Source organism: Nocardia pneumoniae NBRC 100136, from assembly GCF_000308755.1.
In the GTDB taxonomy this organism is placed as follows: Bacteria; Actinomycetota; Actinomycetes; order Mycobacteriales; family Mycobacteriaceae; genus Nocardia; species Nocardia pneumoniae.
The window spans coordinates 290,133-309,544 of record NZ_BAGF01000152.1 but is presented as its reverse complement, the minus strand read 5'-3'; the positions used below and the strand labels follow the sequence as shown (position 1 = coordinate 309,544).

13 protein-coding genes are annotated in these 19,412 nt (G+C 65.7%); 6 read left to right on the top strand and 7 right to left on the bottom strand.

Annotated elements, in window-relative coordinates; translation table 11 throughout:
* Positions 1-124 precede the first annotated feature (124 nt).
* The 3 genes from ON34_RS32945 to ON34_RS32935 all read left to right on the top strand — a co-directional run bounded on the left by ON34_RS32945 (position 125) and on the right by ON34_RS32935 (position 2,027).
* Complete coding sequence (locus ON34_RS32945) at positions 125-601, top strand: hypothetical protein (RefSeq protein ID WP_157172582.1); 477 nt, start codon at positions 125-127, stop codon at positions 599-601.
* A 937-nt stretch (positions 602-1,538) separates the two neighbouring features.
* Positions 1,539-1,814: a hypothetical protein gene (locus ON34_RS32940; RefSeq protein WP_157172581.1), complete on the top strand. Its 276-nt coding sequence runs from the start codon at positions 1,539-1,541 to the stop codon at positions 1,812-1,814.
* A 3-nt stretch (positions 1,815-1,817) separates the two neighbouring features.
* Positions 1,818-2,027 carry a hypothetical protein gene (locus ON34_RS32935; RefSeq protein WP_040787239.1) on the top strand — a complete coding sequence of 70 codons (210 nt, stop codon included), beginning with the start codon at positions 1,818-1,820 and terminating at the stop codon, positions 2,025-2,027.
* Positions 2,028-2,126: 99 nt separating this feature from the next.
* On the opposite strand, the gene ON34_RS32930 is transcribed toward ON34_RS32935, so the two are convergent.
* The 7 genes from ON34_RS32930 to ON34_RS32900 all read right to left on the bottom strand — a co-directional run bounded on the left by ON34_RS32930 (position 2,127) and on the right by ON34_RS32900 (position 15,911).
* On the bottom strand, positions 2,127-3,119 hold the full coding sequence (locus ON34_RS32930; protein WP_040787236.1) for a hypothetical protein: 993 nt from the start codon (positions 3,117-3,119) through the stop codon (positions 2,127-2,129).
* Between the two features lie 587 nt (positions 3,120-3,706).
* A complete protein-coding gene (locus ON34_RS32925; protein ID WP_083889972.1) occupies positions 3,707-4,891 on the bottom strand; it encodes an MFS transporter in 1,185 nt (394 codons plus the stop codon).
* Complete coding sequence (locus ON34_RS32920) at positions 4,858-5,286, bottom strand: hypothetical protein (RefSeq protein ID WP_157172580.1); 429 nt, start codon at positions 5,284-5,286, stop codon at positions 4,858-4,860. The genes ON34_RS32925 and ON34_RS32920 overlap by 34 nt, the downstream gene beginning before the upstream one ends.
* 504 nt (positions 5,287-5,790) lie before the next feature.
* Complete coding sequence (locus ON34_RS32915) at positions 5,791-10,185, bottom strand: tetratricopeptide repeat protein (protein ID WP_157172579.1); 4,395 nt, start codon at positions 10,183-10,185, stop codon at positions 5,791-5,793.
* Between the two features lie 108 nt (positions 10,186-10,293).
* Positions 10,294-14,619 carry a hypothetical protein gene (locus ON34_RS32910; RefSeq protein ID WP_040787228.1) on the bottom strand — a complete coding sequence of 1,442 codons (4,326 nt, stop codon included), beginning with the start codon at positions 14,617-14,619 and terminating at the stop codon, positions 10,294-10,296.
* 48 nt (positions 14,620-14,667) lie between these two features.
* Positions 14,668-15,264 carry a suppressor of fused domain protein gene (locus tag ON34_RS32905; RefSeq protein WP_040787226.1) on the bottom strand — a complete coding sequence of 199 codons (597 nt, stop codon included), beginning with the start codon at positions 15,262-15,264 and terminating at the stop codon, positions 14,668-14,670.
* Between the two features lie 443 nt (positions 15,265-15,707).
* A complete protein-coding gene (locus ON34_RS32900; protein WP_040787224.1) occupies positions 15,708-15,911 on the bottom strand; it encodes a hypothetical protein in 204 nt (67 codons plus the stop codon).
* 396 nt (positions 15,912-16,307) lie between these two features.
* Between ON34_RS32900 and ON34_RS36695 the strand changes: the two genes are divergently transcribed.
* The 3 genes from ON34_RS36695 (at position 16,308) to ON34_RS32890 (ending at position 19,400) form a co-directional block, all read left to right on the top strand.
* On the top strand, positions 16,308-16,454 hold the full coding sequence (locus ON34_RS36695) for a hypothetical protein (RefSeq protein ID WP_157172578.1): 147 nt from the start codon (positions 16,308-16,310) through the stop codon (positions 16,452-16,454).
* 598 nt (positions 16,455-17,052) lie between these two features.
* Positions 17,053-18,543 (top strand): MFS transporter, encoded by a 1,491-nt coding sequence (locus ON34_RS32895; protein WP_040787221.1) that lies wholly within the window; start codon positions 17,053-17,055, stop codon positions 18,541-18,543.
* A 248-nt stretch (positions 18,544-18,791) separates the two neighbouring features.
* The gene (locus ON34_RS32890) at positions 18,792-19,400 is read left to right on the top strand and encodes a hypothetical protein (RefSeq protein WP_040787219.1); all 609 of its coding nucleotides are present in this window, start codon (positions 18,792-18,794) and stop codon (positions 19,398-19,400) included.
* Positions 19,401-19,412 lie beyond the last annotated feature (12 nt).

The following is a 19,412-nucleotide window of genomic DNA, read 5'->3' as shown; positions in this document are numbered from 1 at the left end:
GCCCCACGCCGTTCATGTGTCGGCACACTGTCGTACGAATCGGCGGCGGTTCGATTGTCGCCTCGTGGGGCATGTCGGCGCGTTCCCGCGCCCTGCGGAGCGGGCTGAATGCGGCGGTGGCGCCATGTCGCTGAGCGCGGCGGCCCACGACCGCTGGGTCGAGATTGTCGACCGCATCGACCGAGCGCGAATCGGGACCGGTTTCATCGCCCACGTGGACCTGTATCCGATCGTCATGCTGGACCGCTTCCCGACGAATCCGGCGGCATTGAAAACATGTGCCGCACAGGTCTATCGGGCTGGCGAGGCCAAGGGCACGGTCGCCGGGGTTACCCATCGCAAACGCGACGGACGCTGGCGGCGGGCGCTGATCGACCACGTCAGTGACAATCCTTTCGATCATTTGACAGAGCAGCAGTGCGCCGAGGCGGCTCGGCTCGGCGCGGAACTGGCCGATCTGATCGCTACGGAGCTGGGCGAAATCCGCTCGGTCGCAAAGGTGGATTTCCAGCCGCGCGATTGGTACGCGGCGGCGTGGACGGATTGGCTGCTACTGGCCCCGGGCCGGGCCACCATCCTGCACCTCGGGTGGGACAGTTGAGATCCCCGGCACGATGAAAGACTGCACAATCCCTTGCTGCCAGAGGAATTCGCCGACCAGCTGAATCTGCTGCCAGCCGATGCGGTGTGGGCACTCAGGCGCGACGACGACTCTTAGTGATCTGCTCAGGATCGGCAGTGGCGCGATGGCCGCGGGCGCTGTGACGCCCTTGGTTCGCAGTACAACCTCGCCCGATCCCGCCCACGCGGCCGGATGGCACTCGCAGCTTGTGTACCCGGATGCCAACGGTCGGCTCGTCTGCAAAGAGGATCCGCGGGGCAAGGAGATCCCCGACTTCAGCTGGGCCGGGTATCGCAATGGTGAAGTGCCGCTGCCTTCCGTGCCGGTCGTCAAGGAGATCGGCCCGATCAGCGGTGACAACACCGCTCACATTCAGGCCGCTCTCGACGAGGTCGGCGCGATGCCACTGGGGCGCCAACGGTTTGCGGGGTGCGCTTCGCCTCGCAGCTGGCCATTACAAAGTCGCCGGCACAATCGTAATGCAGCACGACGGGGTCGTGCTGCGTGGAGCCGGTCAATGGGACGACGACTCAGCGAACACGGTGATCACCGGCACTCGCGGAGGCTCGGCCACCGATGCGTAACGCGGATGCCCCGTACCTGCGTAAGGGGTAACGCCCAAGGGCCGCAGCTGACCGAGGTAGCACGCAACTACGCTTCCATGTCCGGGTGGCAGCCCGGACATGGAAGCGTGATCCGCTCGAGGATCTATCAGCATATCGTCGACTTTCTCGACGGCGAGCCGGTATTGATCACCTGATACCCGCACTCCATGATGACCTTTCGTCGTTGGACGACGTTGCCCAGCAAGACGTTTCACACCACAACCAACCCATATCGGTATCGGTATCTCCGAGAAGCTCATCGACGCCGGCCGCGTCGTGCCGTCCGTGACCAAGCCACGGTGATCCAGCGGATGAGCGCCGCATCCGGCGATGACGAACCCCACCATCGAGCTCACGCCGACGACATCGGCCCGCAAGCGAGCGGGGACCGCCCACCCCGCCGAATCCAGCACGTCCACATCGAATTCCGCGAACTGACGCTGGACTATCAGGCCACAGCCGAACAAGCCCAGAACATCGCCGACCTGCTGGCGAGCCGCTATTCGGAACTCGACCTGCGGGTCGTCGTCGACGACACCGTCGACGCACACCTGCCTCCGCTGCCGTGCGCCGACCTATGGGAGTAACGGATGCCAGAGCAGTTGCACCCCGACCTATTCGTCCACGCGGACAGACCGCTGGCCGAACACCTCTGCCGCATCCGCCTGATCGGCCTGACCGTCGAATGCGCCCGCCAACTCCGCTGGCTGCACCGCCATCACCCACCCGACGACTGCCTGGTGCATCTGGCCGCACCCCATCTACTCGCCGACCTCGACCAACCATATCCGCGGCGGTGAAATCCAGGCCGAATGCCGACCCGCACAAGGGTGCCGAACCGGCCGGGATGCGCGGTGGTCAGCTGGCGCAACTGTAGATGGGCGAACACCTTAAGACCGCTACTTGCGACGAGGTGACCGACCTCGTCGAATCCCTCGGCGAGGGAGCGAATTCGATCGCAATCCTGCGCCGGTGCGCCGGTAGAGGTCGGCGACGGATACCGGGCCGGATCCCGCCTCGAGCAGCATTCGCCCGTAGTCGAGCAGGAATGCCGCCAGCAGCGGACGCAGCTGTGCGGGAACCTCCGGTTCGAAGGCCAAGCGATGCCCGCCGACCGCGAGAACAAAGCGGGCGTAAAGGATTTGGTCGGTGCCGGTGACCGCCCACGACGAGTCGGCAACACTGGTGTTGGCGATGACAGCGCGGGCGGAACCCGCCCCATCGTAGATCGTATAGCCGAGGCGGGTGCCAGGGCAGCGGTCGGCCTCGATCCGCCCTGCCGCGGTACCATCGCGTCGATCGAGGTGGAGGATGCCGTCCTCGGCCCGTACCCGGAACTCCATTCCGCCCTCCGCGGCGATGAGCGACACCAGACGACGCCGGGTGATCGGGTGACGCCGCGCCTTGTGGCCCACCCAGACACGATTGCCGATGCGGTCGGTGATCTCCGACGCGTGTGCACACCACAGCTCATCACCGAGGTCGGTTCGCTGCTCGAAGGCGCGGGCCGTGCGGCGCCCCCGGGCAATCAGGACCGCCACCGCGACCCAGGCGACGACATTGGCCAGATCGACGACGATCGCCCAGAACAGTCGAGACCACAAAGTCAATGGACTGTCCTTGTACGCGCCGACGAGCGGTGCAAGACGGACGTCCATCGTCGTGCCGAGGTCGGATGTAGTCGCACCGGCGATAGCACCGCTGGCAGTGCTGCCGTTCGGCAGGAGCCACCACCCTGAGCACCGCGGATATTTCCCGTGCGAGCACCGGACCACCTGGGCCTCCACCCGGGGTCCCCGGGTGAAGGCATACAGCGCGAAGCCCGAGTACGTGTTGGCCACCAACAGAAATACGATCGTCAAGGTGATGGCCAGGAGCGTGCGGGGATGCATATGCGGAGACTATTCGCACGGACGTGATCGTGATTATCAAGGGAGTGCAAGTCTTCTCGGCATACCCGGCTGCTTACATTCTCTTCGATCATCTACCGCGTTCGGCCGGTTGGGCGGAAATACAAGCACACACGCCGGTCGCCCCGGACTGCTCGGCCTCGTGGCCCGGGTTCGCCAGCGGTCCCACCGCCGTCGGGCGGCGAAAGGGATTCTTTGCGAACAGCTGAGGTGGGAGTCGTGGCGGGGCTTCCAACCCCGCTCTGCCCGTGCCGCTTCGGCTGTCGGAGCCTAAGGCATACGCAGCCGCCCAGGTCCGCTGAGGCAAGGTCCGACCGACATCATCCCGCAACGGTCAACCGGCGCGGCCGACACCACCGGAACAGGGTCGCCTAAAACTCCCCGCGCCCACCAACTCCGCTGGCTGCACCGCGAGCACCCACCCGACGACCGCCTGGTGCATCTGGCCGCACTCCACCTACTCGCCGACCTCGACCAACCATGATCCGCGGCGGTGAAATCCAGGCCGACTGCCGGCACGCCGGTTCTGGGAACCGACGTCTTGACGTCGAAAGCCTTTGTCACCACCTCTACATCGCAGTGTCGGCCACGCACGGCTGATGAACGCCACAATCCGCGTCGCCGGTGGCGCCGCAACCCGTATGTGGTGATTTGTCAGCCGCGGCGGGAATGGTGCGCAGTGCGCGAATCGGTGACAGCAGGATGGGCACCACGGCCAGGGTGCCTCCCGCCGCCGCCAGCCACAGCACACCGCGCAGTCCGATCGGCCCGGCCAGTACCCCACCGAGAGCGGCGCCGAGCGCGATGGCACCATAATTCACGACACGAAAGGTCGCCGTCATCCGGCCGAGCACGTGGGGTTCGGTCACCGACTGACGGAGGCTGACCTGATTGATACTGGCCACGGCGACACCCGCTCCCACCGGCGCGAGACCGGTGGCGAGCACCGGTGGAGCCATCGGCCCGGCAGGTGCCATCGCCAGAATCGACAGTGCGGTACCGGCCAAGAGCACTCCACCCACTATGACCCGCCCGATCCCGGCGCGGTTCGTCACCCGGCGGTTGAGCAGCGGGCCGGCGAGCATCCCCGCGTTGCCGGCACCGAGCACGATGCCCAGAGCCATCGGCGACACATGAAGCTCACGAATGCAGTGCAGCACCAGCACCGCCTGGCACAGGCCGAAGAACCCGAACGCATTCCCTACACCGGTCGCCAACAGCAGCGGCCGCAACAGCGGATCGGCGAAGACAGCTCGCAACCCGGTCACGATCTCGGCGATCATCCCGGTATCGGTGTTCCGCGGCGGTCGCGGATCCGGCTGGCGGATCAATAGCAGTGCCAGTCCCGAGAATACGTAGCTCACCGCATCGGCCACTATCGCGAACGGTGCGGTGATCCACTGTACGAGTATGCCGCCGATACCGGGTCCGATCAGATCACCCGCCGTGCGCGACAACTGCAGTTTGGTGTTCCCCTCGACCAGGCGCCGGGCACCGACCAGCGTCGGAAGATATGCCTGCGAGGCCAGGTCGAAGAATACGCTCATCATCCCGACGGCAATGGCGGCGGGAAACAGCAACCACAGGTGTAGCACACCGGTCGCCGCGGCGATCGGCACCGTCAGGAAGACACCGAAGCGCACCATATCGGCAACGATCATCACCCGCCTACGCCGGAGCCGGTCCACCCATGCACCCGCCTGGCATCGGCCTGGGCGGCCTACTCGCCCAAGCCATCGGCGCGGCAACCGCATTGCTGGCCAATGCGGCGAGCTTTCTGGTATCGGTCGCCTGCCTGACGCGCATTCGTGACGTACGTTGTCGGCGATCGGACAGCCGGGTACGTCCTTTGTCGCGTGAGCGCCAGGCTACGAACTCGACGATGGCCTCGGCGATCGACACCACGGCCAGGCCGCCAGCCTGGCAGGCCGATGATCAGGTACGGGGCATAGTGCGCGGCAGCGAGCAGACCCACCTGGAACGCCGATGCGCCGAACAGCCCGATGGCGGTCAAAGGAAGTGCCAGTTCGGTGATTCGGGTGCCGACGACGCTGATCGTCTGGGCACCCCACAGTTTCAGGAAATCGGGATGCCGGTACAGCACACCGGACGGCGAGGGGGCGGTAGCGGTACTCCTCTGCTGGATCACAGGCCTGCCGCCCCCGACACGGCCGGTGCCGCCGGGCCTGCTCGAGCGTCGCAAGGTCCTCGACGCGCACTGCCGATTCCGACACCGTCAGGTCCCAGAGCTTCGGATGCCCGGCCAGCGCCGACAGGTCGGACCGCGGCACATTGATCTCGAGCGATTCGACATACTGCGGCAGCCACATTCGGCGTATCCGGCAATCGCCGGTGATGATGAGCCGGCGCAGTACGGTGTCTCCGAGAGCACGCCCAGGTCAAGCGGCTCGATGCCGACCAGTGCCATCTCTTGGATACGGGTGGAATTGGGGTGCTCGGCCAGCGCTGCCGTGGGTCGGCACGGTGGATCGCCATCTGATAGGCATTGGCATCTCCCTTCGGCAGTATCGTCGTCGCCCCACTCTCCACCTGTCAGGCGGCCGGCCGGACTTCACCTACCTCCCGCCGTGCCAGGGCCACCAGCGCGGACGGCATCTTGTCCTGGCCCTCGTTCACACTGTGTTCCTTTGCATCACGACGGCCGCGCTCCTTGCGGACGAAAGGCCGAATTCGGCGGCGGGCCCGACTGCGAAAACGCCTGATCGGGTGGAGTCGACTCGGATATTCGGGCGGCCGCACGCTCGGCCGCGGCAAGGCGGTCGGCGAATGCGTCCGGCTCCGCTGCGGCCAATTCGGAATACAAGCTCACCGAGCGCTCCGCTAGGGCGCGGGCTTCGCCACGGTCGCGGTCACCCAACAGCAGCGCCGTCTCGCGGCATACCGCCGCCAGGTCCGGCAGATAGCGCAACCGCATGCGTTCAGCGGCGTCCTCGGCCAGTCGCAGTGCGCGCCGAGCACATTCGATGGCAGCTTCATCCGCGCCGACCGCTGCCAAGTGGGTGGCGTGCCAGCGCAGGCAATCACCGAGGCCGGGCCCGTGCTCGCCCGGTTCGTTCGCGGCGATGATTTCCCACAGCTCCAGCGCACGGGAACTATGGTCGAGCGCCTCGGTGTCGCGCCCGGCTCGCGCTAGATGCCGGGCGTGGTCGACAAGAGATCCGGCAAGTTCGGCACCACCCTCCTGCTGCTTCCCAGCCTGTTCGTACCTGTCGAGGGCTTGCTTCGACAGTGTCAGCACCGTGCGAGCATCGACGCCGGAATCGGCCTCCCAGCGCGCCCGATGCCGCAGCACCCATGCCACCTCGATGCGTGCGTCGTCGTGCTCGTCGGCCAGCTCCTCCCATAGCGGGAAGGCGTCGTCGAGGTACTGGAGGGCTTCGGTGCGCAGCCCCACATCCGCCAGGGCGTCAGCGAGAGCGACGCGGAACTCGGCCAGCTGCCATCGTGGGTCCTCGTCACTGGGCTCGGGGTTCTGCGCCAGCTCTTCCTCCAGCAGAGCCAGCGCTTCCCGCGCCGCGTCGACGGCCTCCAAGCGCCGACCGGCTTGGGAACAGAACCACGCCTGATCACGCAATAGATCGGCGAGGGGAAACCGGTAAGCGGCATGATCGTTTTCGATCAGCACACGCATCAGCCGGACCGGTTCCATCAACTGTGTCGCCGCCTGCTCCGAACATCCCGTCTCGCATAGGCCCGTCGCGTACTTGTGGTACGCATCGATCAGGTCCGCCACCAGCTCGTCGGATTCGTCCACGATCAGCGATTGATACTGGTCGACAGCGTATTCCAGCTGTGCAGCCGCCAGCTCGGGTTCACCATTGTGCAGCAGCACCCGCGCCGCCCACGCCGCACAGGCGGCCAGCGACGAACGCGCCTGCGGATCCGTTTCGGCCGCGGTACGCCAAATCGACAGTGCGCATTCGATTTCCGCCAGCACTCGGCCTTGCTGGCCGAGTTGGCACCGCGCCCACGCGTGCTGCTGTACCGCCTCCGCCCATCGGAATCGATACTGTTGGGGATCGCGGGAAGCCAATTCCTCGTAGGCCGACACGGCGCGTTCGAGGTGGTCGGCGGCCTCCTCCCATTCATCCCGCGCTCCGCAAAAACGGGCGTGTTCGTCGAGTGCATGCGCCAGATCGGGCAGGTGCAGTTCGGCATCGTCGTCGACCAGTTCTTGCCGAAGCCGCACGCCGGCCCGCGAATGCTCGCGCGCCCGCGGCCAGTCGCCGCCGTTCACCAGTCGGCAGGCGAGGTTGTATGTGGCCGCTGCCAGCTGCTCCAGCGCCGGCCGCCGATCGTGTGCGGCCGCGGCGGTATAGATACGCACCGCCCGCTCCTGATCCGCGACGGCCTCGTCGTGGCGGCCGAGACGATCCAGGGCGAAGGACCGATTGTGCAGTGCCGCAGCAAGGTCTCGCGCTCGGGGATCCGGCGGCTCGGCCGCTGGTTCCCCGAATATCGCGACCGCGCGTGTGGCCTGGTCGAGTGCGTCCGCGTAACTCCCGACATCGGTGCACAATCCGGCGCTGTTGAGCAGGCTTCTCCCCAGATACTCCCGACCATCGAGCGAGTCAAGTTCCTCGAACATAGCCACGGCGCGCGCCGCGACCACCACGGCATCCGCGCTGTGGCCCACCGCGTCCAGCCGCTGCGCGTGATGGTCCAAACACAGCGCGGCGGACTTCAGGTACAGCGCGCGATCATGACTCAGCAATTGCTCGAAGTGCTCGACGGCTTCGGCCGAAATCTCGACCGCCTGGTCGTGCCAGCGCATCTGGGCAAGGCAATGCGAGTACCGGTCCAGTGCGCTGGCGAGCCGCTCCCGAAAGGGAGCGGGATTTGCTTGCGCCAGTCGCCGAAACAGTAGCAACGACCGCCGCGCGTATTCGACGGCTTCGCGCGGCTGCCCGCTATCGACGAGGCATACCGCGTGATTGCCCAGTGCGACCGCGAGCTCGGGGGATTCGCCTGCCGGGTCGCGCGCGGCCATCCGTTCCCGCAACTCCAGTAGCAGTGCCGAATGGTCGAGGGCCTCCGGAAGTCCCCCATCCCGGATCGGCGACCGGACCAACGCATGCAACGCCGCGGCCCTATGCTCGTCGTGGTCGGTTCCAGGTGCCAACCGACCACAGATCTCCAGCGCCCGCAGGGCCGCGACCCGCGCTCGGTCGCCGTTGCCGATATCGGTCTGGATCGCCGCCACCCTGCCGAGCGCATACGCGAGCTCTGCGCTATGCGCGTCCGGATCACGCTCCGCAAGCTCGGCGTAGATTGTCTCGGCCCGGGTGGCACACTCCAGCGCCTCCTCGAGGTCACCGAGATATGCCAGTGTGGTGGCGCGCGTGCACTGTATGCTGGCCAATGACGCGCGATCGCCGTCGTCGTTATCGGATTCGACCAACTCCTCGCACAATGCGACGGCCCGCGCCAGCAGGGCCTTCGACTGCCGATAGTCGTCGACCTGATTGAGCGCGAGAGCGCGGTTGTGCAGAGCCTCGGTCAGATCCCTGGTACAGCCGTCCGGCTCGACCGCGGCGAGCTCCTCGATCACCTCGACCGCCGCGCGGGAGCTCGCGTCCGCGCGCTCATCGTAGACGTGCAGGTGCGCCACAGTGGCGCAGGTCAGCGCCTGAGCCAGAATCGGCCGGTACCGCTCCGGGTCGATGGCGACAAGCTCCCGGGCCCGCTCGACGGCACGTTCCGCGAGACCGGGCGCCGCCACGCCGCGACCAGCCGCACGCAACCGACCCGCCTGGGCGGTAAGCGCATGCACCGACGCCGGCAGATGCCGCCGGTGGCGCCGGGCCAGCCGGGACCATTCACGAACCGCTCCGGCACCGAACTTGATGGCCGAGTCCTGGTCATCGAGCTCATCCGCCGCCGCGACGATCGCACCGTAGCCATCGGCCACCGCGGTCGCACCCTCCTCGCCCGGGCGATCCCGAATGCGCTGCCGAATCTTGATGAAATACCACCACGCCGCCACCGCCTCGTCGCGACGGCCGGCATGGTGCAGATACTCACCGTGCCGGCGCACCGCCTCAGCCAGGTCGGCAACCGCGGACTCGTCCGTCGCGGCGGCCGCCTCGGCCATCGACACGACCCGCGCGGATACGGTCACCGCCTCGGCATGCAGGGTGTGCCGCCGTAGCAACAGGCCGAAATCCGATAGTTCACAAGACGTCGCGGCAGGATCGATCGTGGTGGCGTAGTGGCGCAACCGCTCGCCGCGACGAGCTTCCCACTCCTCTACCACAGCCTCGAGTCCACCGCGGCCCGCCAAGGCGATGTGTTGCGACCACGACTGGTCGAGCGCGCCGAGAGCCGAGAGGCCCTTGGCTTCCGCCAACTCCTCATAGAGACGGACGCCGCGCTCGGATAGCGCGAGGGCGGCCGCGTGGCCGTCTACCGATTCCACGAATCCGACGGCCGTCATGTGGGCCTCGGCCAACGAACCCAGGTGCGCGGCGCGGTCGGCCTCGGCCAGCTCTGTGTAGATCCCGATCAGCCGCCGGACCGCCGCCGCGCCGCGGGTCATCACCTCGGCGTCGTCATCCGGATCATGCAGGGTGGCCTCCTCGAGGGTGGCCACCAGGTCCCACAGCAGCTCGGCCACCCGCGACGGATCTTGGACCCGATCGTCAACCTGTTCGTCGCAGAGCGATATGGCCGCGCTGAGCAGATCCGCGGCGACCAGAGAGCATTCCTCGCCGTGCTCCCGTGCCGCTCGCCACCGCAGCATTCGGATACGTTCCGAACGCCGTTCGGCCCTGACCCATTCGCTCTGCGCGGCCCGCACGATTGCCCGATGCAGCGGTTGCAGCTCTGGTTCGAATGCAGCGGTCGCGGCGACCAACGCCGCCGCCCGTGCCACCAGCGGATGATCCGCCCAGAGATCCAGCGCCGCAATCAGATCGGTCACCGCCGTGGCGTCCGCACCCCACACCGCATCCGCCACCCGCAAGCTCAGCTCATCGGCGAATTCCTCCGGCGACCGGGGAACACCCGATGCCGCTGTAGTAACCACAGGTTCACCTCACTATTCTGTCGGACGAGCCCAGTTCACCCACTCCACCGAGATCACCTGGGGACTGTCGGGAGTCGTGGCAGAGAGCAACGCCGCTGCCATGGCGCGTCATCCGCGGGAATCCCACTGACTGACCATGGCCTGCACCTCGCGCAACTGGGGTCCGAACAGCCCGGGCTGCTCGGCGGCCGATCGCGTGTAGAGCGAGACCGAACGCGCTGCCAGCTCACGGGCTTCGTCCGGTTTCCGGTCGTGCAACAGCCGTGCGGTCGCACCGCAGATCGCCGCCAGGTCGGGCCGATAGCGCAGGGGTGTTCGCTGGGCGGCTTCGTCGGCCAGTTCCACTGCTCGCCAGGCGCATTCGAGGGCGGTATCCTGCTCGTCGAGCTGCGCCAGATGAGTGGCGTGCCAGCGCAGGCAGTCGGCCAGCCCTGGTCGATGCACCCGAGGCTGGTCGGTCGACAACACCTCCCACAATCCCAGTGCGCGCGAGCTGTGGTCCACTGCCTCCGGATGGCGTCCGGCCAGAGCGAGGTGCCGCGCGTGATCGACCAGGGCCCCGGCCAGATACTTCTGGTCCCCCGGACGCGTCTCCGATGTCTGCTGGTAGATCTCGACAGCACGCTGGGAGAGGGAAAGCACCGAGAAGTCACTCTCGTCCAAGGCTGTCCGCCAACGAGCACGGTGCCACAGCGACCATGCCAAATCCGTTGACAGCTCGCCCTCCTCGGTCGCCAGTTCCTCCCATATCGGCAGCGCGCGATCACTCAGCTCGAGGGCTTCGGTGTAACGCGCCACCTCGGCCAGACTGTCGGCCAACGAGTCGAGGTAATCGGCCAGGCGCCAACGGTGATCGCTCTCGCCTTCGCCGATGATCTCCTGCAGCAGCGATAGCGCCGCACGCCCCGCCGCGACCGAGCCGTACCGGCGTCCCGCCTCGGCGAGCAGCCACGCTTGGTCCCGCAACGCCTCGGCCAAAGCGGACCTGTGCGCAGCGCGGTCGGTCGCGACCAAGTGGAGTGTCAGCCGCACCGCTTCGGACATCGCGATCGACGCCTGCGTGCGGAACCCGTTCTCGCAAAGGCTCGTAGCGTACCGATGGTGGACGGAGACCAGCTCCGGAGCCAGAACGTCCCGTCCGGCGTCGATGAGCGCGCGATAGTGGGCGACGCTTCGCTCGAGATGTGCGCGCGCCAGATTTGTTTCGCCGAGGTAGAGCCGGAACCGTGCAGCCCATCCCTCGCCGGCCGCCAGCCACGGCATGTTCTCCTCTGGAGATTCCGCAACGGCGTCCCGCCGGATCGACAGGGCGCGATCGACCTCCGCTGAAGCGCGGCCGCCCTCCCCCAGTCGGTAGCGAGCGTGCGCGTGGGATTCCACGGCGTGGGCCCAATCGCGTCGATGCCGCGCCGGATCCCGCGCGGTCAGCTCCTCCAACGCGGCCGCAGCACGCTCGAAATATGCTGCTGCTTCGGACCATTCGTTTTTGTCGCGGCAGAAACGGGCGTGGTACTCGAGCACTGCGGCACAGTCGGGCAGGTGCAGCTCGGAATCACTGTCGGCCAGTTCCTGCCACAGCCGCACTCCCGCCCGTGACCGCTCGCGACCACGCGGCCACTGCCCCGCATTGACGAGCCGGACGGCTAGGCCATGCGTAGTATTGGCCAGTATCGTGAGGTTGGACCGGCGATCCTCAGCAGCTTGGGATTCGACGATCCGCACGGCCTTTTCCGCGGCCGATACCGCCTCGGCCTGCCGATCGACGCGCTCCAGCGCGCGGGCATGATGATGCAGTGCCCGAGCCAGACTCCGCGCATGGGCCGCGCCATCGGGCGTCAGCTCCTCGAACAGGGCAACCGCGCGGGTGGTGTACTGGAGCGCTTCCGCGCCGTTGTCGAGATCGAGCAGTCGGACCGCGTGGTTGATCAGACTCGTGCCGAGGTGGCGACGGTAGGCGCGGGCATCGCGGGCCACCAGTTCCTCGGCCATGGCCAGCCCGCGTAGCCCCGTCGCGACAGCTTCCTCGGCGCGGCCGACGCTGTCCAGCCGGAGCGCGTGATTGTTTACGCACATGGCAGCAGCGTTCAGGTACAAGTCGCGGTCGTCGGCCAGCAGCTGCTCGTAACGTTCGACCGCCTCGGTCGACACCTCGAGCGCCTCCTCGGACCGGCTGGTTGCCCACAGACCTGTCGCGTGTCGGTCGAGGGCGCCGACCAGCCGCTTCTGGTACGCGTAGGGCTCGGATTCGGACAATCGCCGCCACAGTTCCAAGGCTCGACGCGTGTACTCGAGTGCCTCGCGATGTCGACCGCAGCCACCCAGGCACAGCGCGTGATTACCAAGGGCGACAGCCAATTCCGATTCCTCGGCCGCTGGATCACGGGCAGCCATCCGTTCCCGGATTTGCAGCAACGGTGTCGAATAAGCCAGCGCTCCAGCCATGTCACCGATGCGAGTCAGCGTGCGGACCAGCACATGCAGCGCGGAGGCCTGCCGAAGGTCCCGGATGGAGCCCTGCTGCAAGGTTTCACAGATCTCCAACACCCGGGTCGCCGTCGATCGCACCGCGTCGGTGTTCCCCATGTCCTCGTGAATAGATGCCACGTTGTTCAGTGCGTAAGCGAGCTCCGGCAAGTAGGTTCGCGGATTCCTTTCCGCCAGTTGCGAATAGAGGTCTACCGCTCGGACCGCGCATACCAAAGCAGCATCGAACTCGCGCAGGTGCGACAGAATGAGCGCGCGAGTGCAGAGCACATTGGCCAACGAGGCGCGGTGCTTGGCGTTGTTCACCGCCAGACCCTCGTACAGCTCCACCGCCCGCTCCGACGTCTCCCGCGACTGCGCATAATCACGGCGGTGGTTCAGCGCCACGGTACGATTCTGCAGGGCGCCGGCCAGCGCGGCGGTGTAACTGTCCGGTTCTTCTCGAGCCAGCTGTTCGATCAGTTCAACCGCTTCACCCGAGCGGCGGTCCGCCTCCGCCATCCGCCAGGAGTCCAGGTGCATCCTGGTGGCGCAGGTCAGTGCCCAGCTCAGATTCGGCCGGTATCGCTGCGGGTCCATCGCCACCAGGGTCCGGGCCTGCGCGAGCGCCCGCTCGGCCATATCGGATGCCTCGGCGCTGCGGTCGGCTACACGCAATCGCTGTGCCTGCGCCCGCAATTCGTCTACCAGCGGAGCAAGATGTTCGGATCGGTTCAACTCGGCGAGTCGCGACAGTTCAGTGACCGCGCCTTCACCGAACTCGACGGCCGCCGACCGGTCTCCGAGTTTCTTCGCCAGTGCGACGACTGCGCGGTAGTCGTCGGCCACGGCGGTGACAACGCCCACCGAGCTGTCGCGCACTCGCTGTCGCACCTCGATGAAGCGGTGCCAGCTCCGCACGGCCTCGGTGCGCTGCCCGACGTGATGCAGATACTCGCCGTGCTGCCGCAGCGTTTCGGCCAGTCGCACCGTCGCCGCCCCGGCCTGGTCGTCAGCGGTGGTCTCGGCCAGCGATACGGCACGCGTCGAAACGACCACTACCTCGGCGTGCATATCACGAACGCGCAGCATCCGAATCAACGTCGCCAGCTCCCGCGACGACCCGATATCGGCCACGGTCGAGACGAGGCCGCGCAGTGTGTCGTCGCGGCGCCGCTTCCATCTGTCCGCCGCACCCTCGTCTCCAACGCGGTCCAGCATCGCGATGTGCTTCGACCAGGCATGCGCGAGCCGGGGCAGCACCGCGATACCAGCGGAGTCGAACAACTCCTGGTACAGGTGCATCCCGCGCTCGGACTGATCGACACCGGCAGCTCGGCCATCCACCCATGCCACGAACTCGACAGCGGCCATCCGGGCGTCGGCCAGCCATGGCAGATACCGGGCGCGATCGGTCCGGGCCAGTTCCCGGAGTATGCCGATGCGCCAGCGGGCGGCGGCCGCGCCCCGCGACATCAGCTCGGCCACTTCGGCCGGCCCATCCCCACCGGTTTCGGAGAGCACCTCCACCAGATCCCCCAACAAGTCGGCCACCAGCGGCAGCGCCCCGGCTCGATCCTGGTCCGGCCGGACGTCGCACAATTCGACGGCGATGGCGTAGAGATCCGCGGCCACCAGACTGTTGTCGTCCTCATGCGCCACTTCGGCTCTGCGGCGCAACTCCTGCACCAGATCCGACCGGTTCGGCCACGCACGCCAGGCGGCCCGAGCCACCCGCACCAGGGCTCGATGCACGGGCGTCAGCTTCCAAGACCGCAACTCCACCGTGCTCAGGGCGAGTGCCGCCGCCTTGGACACCAGCGGATCCGCGCACCCCCGATCCAGTGCCGCAACAAGATCCGCGGCGGGTCCGGTGTCGCCGTTGTTCGTCACCGCCCACACCGCGTCGGCGATCAGCAGGTTCAGCGCGTCGGCAAATTCATCGGAATGCTCGAAAACTCGTTCCGGCACAGCGGATGCTTCAGGCGGTTTCAACACGCAGTGCGTACTTCCCGACCATCACGTCGCAGCATCGGAATCGCTTCTAGCGCTGAAGATATCGACCTCTTCCATGAGCTCATGGATGAAATCGCCCGGACGCATCGCGCGCGCCGCCACGCGCTCGTCCTCGGTGATCGGCACGACGTTGATGATCCGCACGACATCGTCGCCGACCCACAGGCAGTCCTGACTGTCCTCGGTGAGCGGACCGGACAGGAAGACCGCCCGACAACCGGCGAAGGTGGGAAAGTCGTTGTCGATTCCCACGACATGTCCCCAATCCAGCCCACTGCCGCCATTCCACGGGAAGATCGCGATATTGGCAAGCTGCCTCGCGACGGCCCCCTCTTCTTCCCGGCTGAGCGATCCACGCCGACCGAACCGCAGTTCGGCACGCTGGTCCCCACCCGCTCCTGGCGTCGACGGCATGGCCTCGACCGACATTCCGATGGTGGCGAACAGCGTCATCGGCACGGTATCGGTCGGGCGGTAGACGAGGACATCGAGCCGGTCGACGGGCCCCGGCCCATTCTCGAACAGGTAGCCGCCGTCCTCCGGACCCCATGTCTTCTGCAGGTCACGGTAGATCCCGCGCAGGACGGGTGGAGCGGACATAAAGCAATCCCTTCCGCTGTCTCGGAGCGACCAGCGAGCCGCAGTCGATATCGATGATTACATCGGCATTCGCGACCAGAGCCGCCGCGGCAGCGTGAGCGCGTTGCCGCCCTCGGCGGCCTTCCCCCACCCCTAGACCGCCGCATCCCCTGACTCCTTGGCGTACAGCTCGAACATGCCATAACTGATGTAGTGCCAGCGCGGAACCGGATCCATCCACGGAAAGCGCTGATTCCGTCGAGCGGGTCCGGACCACCGAGCGACCAGCGGTGTTCGGTCCCCACATGATGAGGTCTGGCACACCGTACAGCTGCCGCAACGCGCCATCGATGGCGTCCCACCCGGTCGAATCACTCACCTGATGGACGCTAGTCGGCGCCCATGCCGGACCGGAGATCCAATGGTCAAATTTTACCTGCCTTTAGGGCCCTCGCCGAATCCGCCTACAACCCGGCTGACCAGCACGAACCGCCCGTGTACTCGGTTATGCCGATCTCCTGGAGATAGCAGTAGCAGGGGTGGCCGACCCACCAGTGCATCTTCTGCTTGTGCTCGGGGCCCTTGATCTCGGCGTACCGCGAACCCATGCAGACCGTATCACCGAACTCGGCGACGTCGCCGCATTCGAGCAGGACCCCGAATCCCACCCGTACTGGAAGTATGTGAACCAGTAGACCAGCACCTCCCCCGAATCGAGGTCGAGCAGGGGGGTGTCCTCGCCGATCTCGGCAATCTGGATCCGGCGGCGGTCGTCGATCGGCTCACCCTCGTCGTCGATCGCCGCCAGCTCGTAGAAGTTGCTCTCGCGACGGAAGTTGGATCTCGCCGAAAGACCATATTCGACAGGAGCGGTCGCCCGAGAACACGACCTCGAGGGAAGATCAAGAATTCTGGATTGCGCAAAGCACAGTCTCGGACCCGAGAAGCTACCTTCTCCTCGAATCATCCCGCGTGCTGTATGGCGAAGCCATGCAACTTTCGATGCCTACCAACGATGAGAAGCAAGGCGATTCGAGCCAGGAAGCCGATATTCGGATCGGACTTTGGCGCAGCAACCAGCGGCCATCGAAGCGCTGGCAACCATACGCGCCGACATCGACTCGCACGCATCCGGCGGCGATTTCTACTGCCCCTCAGGGTTTTCCGAAGCGCGCGTCACCGGGTTCGAGTCGAAGACGCAGCTCAAGTGAGTGTAAAACCTTGGCGGAGTCGATACTTCACTGTTGCCGGAATGTCACACCCATCCCGGTCCCGGTGCCGGTCCGCCGGTGCCTACTCGTTCGGCGACCGGAAGAAGTCGCTGTACGGTGGCTCGCGCGCCTACGGCCCGGCGAGAATCCATCTCTTTGCGGCCGCATAGTGGCAACCACCTGCTGACCGGAGCCGTCGGACGGCCGCACTGACCTGCGATTCCCAGTGCCAGTTGATATTTCGGCACCCAGGTCCCGACCAGGTAGATGAAAGTTTGCCCTCAGTGCGGGGGGCTACCTCCGGGGCATCCACAACTCACCGTGCCGTCAGATAGCGGCGCGTTCAATACTACTCAGAAGGTGGCGGCAGGGAGGCCCTACAACATGAAGCGCATCGCAGCTTGCGTGGAAAGACCTGTCCTACCACCAGTATCGGCCGACGCGAGTATCCAGTAACTTGGCACACGTTCCAACGTCCCGTCATATGGTGGCTCGATACATGAGTCATACCCACGTAGCTGAACGCGACCGTGTTGCCGTCGTGGTGACGCGAACCTGCGTGCGAACCAACATTGTCTGGAACTGAGGTGATCATTTCATGCCGGAAACGCAAAACAAGATAGTTCGAAGCCTGGTCCCAGCCCGAATGGACCGGCTTCCGTGGACGAATTTCCACTGGCTGATCGTCGTCGGTCTGGGTGTCTCCTGGATTCTGGACGGTATCGAGATCCAGATCGTCAGCAGCATGGGCGGACCACTCCAGGACGCCGAAGCACTGCATCTGACGTCCGGCCAGGTCGGCGCTATGGCGTCGTGGTATCTTGCCGGTCAAGTCGTCGGCGCACTCGTCTTCGGCCGGCTCACCGACAGACTCGGCCGGAAGAAACTGTTCATCCTGACCCTGGCGATCTATCTGATCGGCAGTGGATTGGCCGGATTTTCGTGGAACGCATGGTCACTGTACTTCTTCCGTTTCATCGCGGGTACCGGAATCGGCGGGGAGTACACGGCGATCAATTCGGCGATCGACGAAATCATGCCTTCCAAGTACCGTGGCCGGGTCGACATCGCGATCAACGGCACCTATTGGGGTGGTGCGGCGCTGGGAGCGGCGGCCAGTCTGATTCTGTTCAACGAGCGTTTCATCCCGACAGGCTGGGGATGGCGGATCGGCTTCTTCATCGGGCCCGTGCTCGGTCTCATCATCATCTTCCTGCGCAGGCACATTCCCGAAAGCCCCCGCTGGCTGCTGACGCACGGGCGGGCCGAGGAGGCCGAGCGGACCGTCGACGAGATCGAGGCACAGGTACGCGCTCGCGGAATCGACCTGCCACCGGTCGATGAGAGCAAAGCCTTGAACATCGTCGACTCGAAGCGGCTCTCATATACGCGAATGGCGCGAATCTTCTTCGGGCAGTATCCCTCCCGTTCGTTCCTCGGGTTCACGATGATGGCCACCCAGGCTTTCCTCTACAACGCGATCTTCTTCACCGTCGGTCTCGTCCTGATCAACTTCTACGATGTGCCCGCCGACCACACCGGGTACTACTTCTTCCCGTTCGCCATCGGCAACCTCGTCGGGCCATTGGTACTCGGCCCGCTGTTCGACAGCATCGGCCGCCGGAAGATGATCTGCGCAACGTACCTGGGTTCCGGTTTCTTGCTTTTCATCTCTGCCTGGGCATTCAATGTCGGCATACTCACCGCCACCACGCACACTCTTCTCTGGTGTGTAATCTTCTTCTTTGCCTCGGCCGGTGCGTCTTCGGCCTATCTGACGGTAAGCGAGATTTTCCCACTGGAACTGCGCGGTCAAGCCATCTCGTTCTTCTTTGCCATCGCGCAGGGCGTCGGCGGCGTCATCGCACCGTTTCTCTTCGGCCACCTCGTGGGCGGCGCCGACAACCCGAGCCCCGACCGGTTCCCGCTCACGGTGGGCTACCTCGTCGGAAGTGGATTCATGATCTTCGGCGGCCTGGTCGCGTGGTTCTTCGGAGTGAACGCCGAACAGAAGTCCTTGGAGGACATCGCGGATCCGCTTTCCGCGGCGAAGCCGGAGCCGAACCCCAGCGTGGCCGTCAACGACTGAAGGAGCTGCCACGACGTGCGTACTTGCAGGCTCGATCGGACGCCCTCCGGCATCGTGCTCGGATCAGGCGAACTCACATGCTGCCGATGTCCGGCCGATGAACGGAGATCAGAATAATGACGCGGCCAACTCCTTGGCAAGCAAGCAAGAATCGTCGCCAACAGCACGCCTCGGCAAGCCGCTGGCGCCGATATGGTCGAAAACTTCGCGTCGTCATCGCGAAGGGCCGCTCGTGGGTCCGGCCACTCGTGACCTATCTCCAGGGAAACTGGGGCTACCTGTGTGCCGCGGCCGGTAGCATCGTCACATTCGTCCTGCTGTTCAAGCCGTGGTTGGCGAGCGGGGGACCCGACGGCACCATCTACAGCAATGCGTTCGGTCAAACCCATATCACAACTACCCTCGTGGGTCTCTGGTCGAAGAGTCCGCCGGCCCACAGCAATCTCGGGGGCCAGTGGGCAATTCTCGCCACCATCGCGATCTTCCTCACCGTCCTCGCCGCGGTGATCAACCTCTGGGCACGCACCGAAGCGCTTGCTCGCCTGACGACCGGTTCCGCTGTGGCCATGGCGGTTTTCATCACTTGCACCCTGGTCTATCTCAACGGAAGAGGACCGGAGCTTCGTGCCATGCTCGGCTCCGGCCCTCCCACCGACATCGGCACGCAGATCGGCTTCGTGATCCGATGGGCCTCGGGCAACGGGCAATACCCGCTGCCTGGGATGCGCAAAGTCGAGTTCTCCACCGCGAAGCTCACGAGTTCCGCGATTACGGCTGGCGCGACGGCGATGTTTTCCGCCGTGATGGCTATCGCACAACAGATTCGGAGACGGAAGTCGCACCGTCGCACCGACTGAGACCGGGACCGC